Origin of the sequence: Actinocorallia sp. A-T 12471 (genome assembly GCF_033875155.1) — a bacterium.
Taxonomy (GTDB): domain Bacteria; phylum Actinomycetota; class Actinomycetes; order Streptosporangiales; family Streptosporangiaceae; genus Actinocorallia.
Genome location: NZ_JAWZTE010000024.1, coordinates 38489 through 44967 on the forward strand (window position 1 = coordinate 38489; position 6479 = coordinate 44967).

The 6479-nt window shown below is 69.7% G+C and carries 6 protein-coding genes; all 6 read left to right on the forward strand.

Annotated features, from left to right (window positions below; all coding sequences use genetic code 11):
• Nucleotides 1-55 precede the first annotated feature (55 nt).
• The 6 genes from R9X44_RS35300 to R9X44_RS35325 are packed head-to-tail and all read left to right on the forward strand — an operon-like array spanning nucleotide 56 to nucleotide 5921.
• Nucleotides 56-1654, forward strand: coding sequence for a CDP-alcohol phosphatidyltransferase family protein (locus tag R9X44_RS35300; protein ID WP_319818744.1), 1599 nt, complete (start codon nucleotides 56-58; stop codon nucleotides 1652-1654).
• Entirely contained in the window at nucleotides 1651-2307 is a 657-nt protein-coding gene (locus tag R9X44_RS35305) for a DUF5941 domain-containing protein (protein WP_319818745.1), read from the forward strand. Before R9X44_RS35300 ends, R9X44_RS35305 begins: the two co-directional genes overlap by 4 nt.
• Entirely contained in the window at nucleotides 2304-3047 is a 744-nt protein-coding gene (locus tag R9X44_RS35310) for a phosphocholine cytidylyltransferase family protein (protein ID WP_319818746.1), read from the forward strand. The genes R9X44_RS35305 and R9X44_RS35310 overlap by 4 nt, the downstream gene beginning before the upstream one ends.
• 5 nt (nucleotides 3048-3052) lie before the next feature.
• A complete protein-coding gene (locus R9X44_RS35315) occupies nucleotides 3053-4108 on the forward strand; it encodes an iron-containing alcohol dehydrogenase family protein (protein ID WP_319818748.1) in 1056 nt (351 codons plus the stop codon).
• The gene (locus R9X44_RS35320) at nucleotides 4109-5014 is read left to right on the forward strand and encodes a CDP-alcohol phosphatidyltransferase family protein (RefSeq protein ID WP_319818747.1); all 906 of its coding nucleotides are present in this window, start codon (nucleotides 4109-4111) and stop codon (nucleotides 5012-5014) included.
• 40 nt (nucleotides 5015-5054) lie between these two features.
• The gene (locus tag R9X44_RS35325; RefSeq protein WP_319818749.1) at nucleotides 5055-5921 is read left to right on the forward strand and encodes a glycosyltransferase family 2 protein; all 867 of its coding nucleotides are present in this window, start codon (nucleotides 5055-5057) and stop codon (nucleotides 5919-5921) included.
• Nucleotides 5922-6479 lie beyond the last annotated feature (558 nt).

Below are 6479 nucleotides of genomic sequence, written 5' to 3' on the forward strand. Positions count from 1 at the left end.
TCACCCACTAGGCTTGGGGCTTTCCGGACTACCTGCCGTGTGTTGGAGGCTGCGGGTGACGTTCGTGGTGCTGGCCACCGAGCCGGGCGACCCGACAGCCGAGCTGGACTTCTCAGCCGGGACGACACTGCTCGACCGGCTGCTGGGACAACTGGCGGCAATCAAGGTAGCGGACGTGCGCGTCGTCGCACGGCCGAGGGCCGCCGAGGTGCTGCGCAAGAACGGCGCGGACGCGCGCGGCCTGACGGTCGTGGAGTCCGCCGACGTCGCGGGCGACCTCCTGGAGATCGGCAGGATCGCCCGCGCGAAGGGCGAGATCACCCTCGCGCACGCCGATCTTGTGGTGAGCGACGAGCTCCTGGCCCGCCTCGCCCGCGACAAGGGCACGACGGCGATCACCGCCAAGCAGCCCGTCACCGGAACCCGTCCGGCCGTCCGGATCTCCGGCCGCCGGGTGGTTTCCGCAGGTTCGCGCTTCCACCAGGTCACCGACCCCGACGGGGTCTTCCGCGGCCTGCTCAAGGTGGTCGAGAGCCAGGCCCTCGCCGACGTGTGCGAGCGCCTGACGATGCTCGTGGACATGCTGCCCGAGGTCGAGCCCGTCAGGGTGCTCGGCAAGGAGCGCGCAAGGAACCTCGACGTCTTCGTGGACACCACCGCCCGCGACGAACTCGACAAATCGGTCAGCCAGCACCGCGTCCTCGGCACCACCGCCCCCGACGAGCCCGACACGCTCGCCCTCGTCCTCGTGGGCCTGGTCCGCTCCGGCGTCAGGGTCGCCGCCCGCAACGTCGACGACCTCGTCTGCGAACGCGCCCTCACCCCCGAGCAGGCCGCCGCCGCCCGCGAGGCAGTCGAGGCCATAGACGAGGACAAGGTAAGGCTGAACGCCGCGGTCAAGGCCGACGACGGCTGGTTCACCACCTACTTCGTCTCCACCTACTCACGCTACATAGCGCGCTGGGCGGCGAAGCGAGGGCTCACCCCCAACGCCGTCACCTGCATCTCCATGGGCACCGCCGCGATCGCCGCCCTGTGGTTCGCCGAAGGCACAAGGCTCGGCCTTGTCCTCGGCGCGGTCCTGCTCTACTTCGCGTTCGTCTTCGACTGCGTCGACGGCCAGGTCGCCCGCTATACAAGGCAGTACTCCACCCTCGGGGCCTGGCTCGACGCCACCTTCGACCGGGGCAAGGAGTACCTGGCCTACGCGGGCCTGGCCGTCGGCTACGGGGCCACCCACTCCGGCGACGTCTGGGGCCTGGCCTGCGCGGTGATCATCCTGCAGACCTGCCGCCACATGGTCGACTTCAGCTTCGCCGTCCACAAGGGCTCGATCCCGCCCGCCCCGATCCGCGAACTGCCCCTCGACGTGCCCGACGACAGCCTGCTCGACCCGGCTCCGGCGTCACGGCACGCCGCCCCGCGCAAGGGCCTCGGCATGCTGGCCGTCCGCTTCTCCGCCGCGCTGGAACGCGTCCCCGGAGCGCGCTGGGGCAAGAAGATCATCATCCTGCCGATCGGCGAGCGCTTCGCCCTGATCGCCCTGACCGCGGCATTCTTCGACGCCCGCGTGACCTTCCTCGCCCTGCTCGCCTGGGGCGGTCTCGCCGCGGCCTACACCCTGTCCGGACGGATTCTGAGGTCCCTCGCATGACCGCCGCCACCGACACCGACGAGGCGCGGCGCAGGGCCGACCAGCGCGCCGCCGAACTGCGCGCCTACCGCGACGACGGCCCCATCGCCCGCGCGCTCGGCCAGCTCGCCCGAGGCCAGCTCCCGCCCCTCGCGCCCGCGCTCGTCGCCGCGGTCCTGACCGTCGTCGCGCTGAGCCTCGGCGCGGGCATCGGCGAACTCGCCGCGCTGCTCGCCCCGGTCTCGCTGCTGCTGCTGGCCGGGCCGTCCTCGACGCACCCGCACGGCGGCCGCCTCGACTGGCTCGTACCCCCCCTGATCAGGGCGATCGAGTATGGTTACCTCGCCGTCCTGGGGTTCGCCCTGAACGTGCCGGAGCCGCTGGTCTACACGCTGCTCGCGGTGCTGGTGTACCACCACTACGACACCGTCTACCGGACAAGGCAGGGCCTGTGGCCGCCCGAATGGGTGTTCCAGGCGGGCCTCGGCTGGGACGGCCGGATGCTGATCGCCGCGCTCGCCGCGGTGCTCGACGTCACCACCCCCGTCTACGCCGCTCTCGCGCTCTACCTGGGCGTGCTGTTCGGCTGGGAATCCGTGCGCACCTGGGTCGAGACCGATCGACGGACCGGCAAGGGCGCAGAAATCGATTTGGAAGAGGAGGCCGGCGCATGATCGGCATGATTCTGGCGGCCGGCGCGGGGCGGCGGCTCCGCCCGTACACCGACACCCTGCCGAAGGCGCTGGTGCCCGTCGACGGCGACACCACGATCATGGACATCGCGCTGAAGAACCTCAGCGAGGTCGGCCTGACCGAGGTCGTCATCGTCGTCGGCTACTGCGCGGGCGCGGTCGAGGAGCGCAAGGCGGCCCTCGAGGCCAAGTACGGCGTCACCATCACCCTCGTCTACAACGACAAGGCCGAGGAGTGGAACAACGCCTACTCCATGTGGCTGGCCCGCGAGCACTTCGCCAAGGGCGTCCTCATGGTCAACGGCGACACCGTCCACCCGGTCTCGGTCGAGAAGACCCTCCTGGCCGCCCGTGAGGCGGGCCGCAGCCCCGGCATCCTACTGGCCGTCGACGACGTCAAGAAGCTCGCCGACGAGGAGATGAAGGTCATCCTGTCCCCCGAGGGGACCCTCGCGCGGATCACCAAGCTCATGGACCCGGCCGACGCCGCCGGCGAGTACATCGGCGCGACCCTCCTCGAGCCGGAGGTCGCCGAAGCCCTCGCCGACTCCCTCAAGGCCACCTTCGAGAAGGACACCGACCTCTACTACGAGGACGGCTACCAGGAGTTCGTCAACCGCGGCAACGCCATCGCCGTCGCCCCCATCGGCGACGTCTCCTGGGTCGAGGTCGACAACCACGACGACCTCGCCAAGGCCAGGGAGATCGCGTGCCACTACTGACGCGGATGCTGACCGCGCCGCTGTCGATCGACGTGCGGCGCGGTGCGATCGCGTCCCTCGGCGAACTGCTCGCCGACCGCAGGATCGCCACCGAGGGCCGTGTCGCCATCGCCGTCGGACCGGGCCAGGGCGACGTGATCTCCGCCGACGTGCGGCCGTCGCTCGCCGACTGCGACATCTTCCGGGTGCCCGGCGGGACGGTCGACGCCGCCGTCCAACTCGGCGGGCACCTGCGCGGCGGCACGTACGAGGCGGTCGTCGCGATCGGCGGCGGCAAGACCATCGACGCGACCAAGTACGCGGCGACCCTCGCGGGCATCCCCATGGTCTCGGTCGCCACGAACCTCTCGCACGACGGGATCTGCTCGCCCGTCGCGTCACTGGAACACGACAAGGGCAAGGGCTCGTTCGGCGTCGTCATGCCGATCGCGATGATCGTCGACCTCGACTACGTGCGGGCCGCGCCGGAACAGCTCGTCCGCTCCGGCGTCGGCGACGTCGTCAGCAACCTGTCGGCCGTCGCCGACTGGGAGCTCGCGCACGCCGAGACCGGCGAGCCGATCGACAGGCTCGCCCTCACCGTCGCGCGCACCGCCGCCGAGGCGCTGATCCACCAGCCGTCCTCGATCGAGTCCGACGCGTTCCTCACGGTCCTCGCCGAAGGGCTCGTCCTGTCGGGGATGGCGATGTCGTTCGCCGGGTCGTCACAGCCCGCCTCGGGCGGCGACCACGAGATCCTGCACGCCATCGACCGGCTGTTCCCCGGCACCGGCAACCACGGCGAACTCGCCGGGATCGGCGCGCTGTTCTGCCACTACCTGCGCCGCGAGTACCTCGGCGAGGACCCCGACCGGGCGCGGATCGTCGCCGAGTGCCTCGACCGGCACCGGCTCCCGCTCACCTGCAAGGACGTGAGCCTTTCGGCCGAGCAGTTCGCCGAGGCCGTCGCGTTCGCCCCCTCCACGCGGCCCGGCAGGTACACCGTCCTGGAGTACCTGAACCTCGGCGAAGCCGAGATCCTCGCCGCGGTGCACAAGTACGTTCAGGAGTTCGGTAGCTAGATGCCAGCCAGGAGCTACTCCCTCAAGGAGATCCGGGAGAAGGGCCAGCCCCCCGGCCTCAAGGAGCGCCGCAACGAGGAGCACTGGGCGGGGCGGCTGTACGCGCGCTCGGTCTCCCCGTACCTGACGTGGCTGCTTCTGCGGCTCGGGCTGTCGCCCAACCAGATGACGTACCTGATGATCGCGTGCGGGATCGGCGCGGGCGTCGCGTTCGCGTCGGGGACGGGGATCGTCAGCGCGGTCGTCGGGGTGGTGCTCGTCCAGCTGTACCTCGTGCTCGACTGCTCCGACGGCGAAGCCGCGCGCGTCACCGGACGCACCTCGGTCACCGGGGTGTTCCTCGACCGGCTCGGCCACTACTTCTCCGAGGTCGCCATCCTCGTCGGGCTCGGATTCCGGGCACAGGCCCAGGTGGGCGGGGTCTTCTCGCAGGGCGGATGGGTGACCCTCGGGGTCGCCGCCGCGCTGGGGGCCGCGCTGATCAAGGCGGAGACCGACAACGTCGTCGTCGCGCGGGCCAAGGCGGGACTGCCGGCCGACCCCGCCGGGGGGGACCGGGCGCTGCGGCCGACCTCGACGTGGCTCGCGCTCGCGCGGCAGGCGGCGTCGCTGCTGAAGTTCCACAGGATCATCGGGGCGGTCGAACTGTCGCTGCTGATCCTCGTCGCGGCGATCCTCGACAGGGTCTTCGGCCTGCCCGACATGCGTGACTTCGGGTGGTCCTCCTTCGGCCGCACGCCCGAGCCGATCGCGATGCCCGAGGCATACTCCAGCACGCTGGGGATCGGCTTCGACGCCACGCTCTGGTCGGTGACGCGGGGGCTGACCGTCGCGGTGTTCGCCGTCGCCGTCGTGCAGACGCTCCTGCACTTCGTGAGCATCGTCGCCTCTAGGCGGCTCAAGTAAGGGCCGCGAAGGCGGCCGGGACAAGGAAGGGGACGCCGTGATGCTCTCTTTCGTCGTGTTGACGATGGGGAACCGTCCCGTCGAGCTCGAAGCGTCACTGCGCAGCGCGCTCGACCAGGAGGACGTCGACGTCGAGATCGTCCTTGTCGGCAACGGAGTCCCGCCCGAGTGGACCGCGCCGATCGCCGACGACAGGATCAGGACGTTCCCGCTGCCGGAGAACCTCGGCGTGCCCGCCGGACGCAACTACGGCGTCCGGGAGGCCAAGGGCGACGTCATCGTGTTCCTTGACGACGACGGGTACTACCCGTCACTCGGGCTCGGGTTGCGGTTGCAGAAGATGTTCGACGTGGACCCGTCGCTGGGGATCGTGTCGTTCCAGGTGCGCGACCCCGATGGCGGGCCCGCGCAGCGCAGGCACGTGCCACGGCTGATCGTCGGCGACCCGGACAGGTCGTCACAGGTGACGACCTTCCTCGGCGGCGCGTCCGCCGTGCGCAAGGCGGCGTTCGAGGCGGGCGGCGGGCTTCCCGAGAACTTCTTCTTCGCGCACGAGGAGACCGACCTCGCCTGGCAGGCCATCAACGCCGGATACCGGATCGTCTATGACGCCGAGTGCGTCATGTGCCATCCGGCGACGCCGCCGACCCGTCACGAGGGCTTCTACCGGTACAACGCGCGCAACCGCGTCTGGCTCGCCAAGCGGAACCTGCCGTGGCCGATCGCCATCGGCTACCTCGGCGTCTGGATCGGCATGACCGTGGTGCGCGAACGCCGTCCCGCCGCGTTGAAGCCCTGGTTCAAGGGCTTCGCCGAAGGCTGCAGGACGGACGCGGGCCCACGCCGTCCCATCAGCTGGCGCACGGCATGGCGCATGACGCGCGCGGGCCGCCCGCCCATCATCTGAAGCCACGCAGTCCGGCCGGATACTCGCGACGAACCGGGCAGCGCCTCCCCAGAGGCGCTGCCCGGTTCTCGTGTTCCGGGGGCGAGGACTCGGCGGGTGGGGTACCTTTGCCGGGTGCGTCAGACGCGGATCTCGCTGAGATCCGATGCGGGTTCACCGGTTTGGTTTGACGCACTCCGGGGGAGAGCGTAGAGTTCTCTCTTGTGCCCAACCGGGTGCGGGACGCCTGGCGGTCGAAAGACCGCGGCGGCCGGCCGGCGGGCAAATCGCCAGAAAATCGAAGCTCTGCTACTGCATTGCCTCTTTTTAATGGCATGGCGGAAACCGGCTGAATTTGACAGCCAGCGGGGATCTGCTAAATTAGAAACATCGCAGCGAGGGAAACGCCGAAAGGCGGAGAACGGACTGCGAGTCCGTTTCTTGAGAACTCAACAGCGTGCTAAAAGTCAGTGCCAATTAAGGCCAGGACTTTGGTTCTGGTCATCCTCGTCTGAGGATTTCTTTGAGGCAATTGGATAAGGTCAGCCAAGACCTTGTTCTTCTGCCAGTGTCAACACC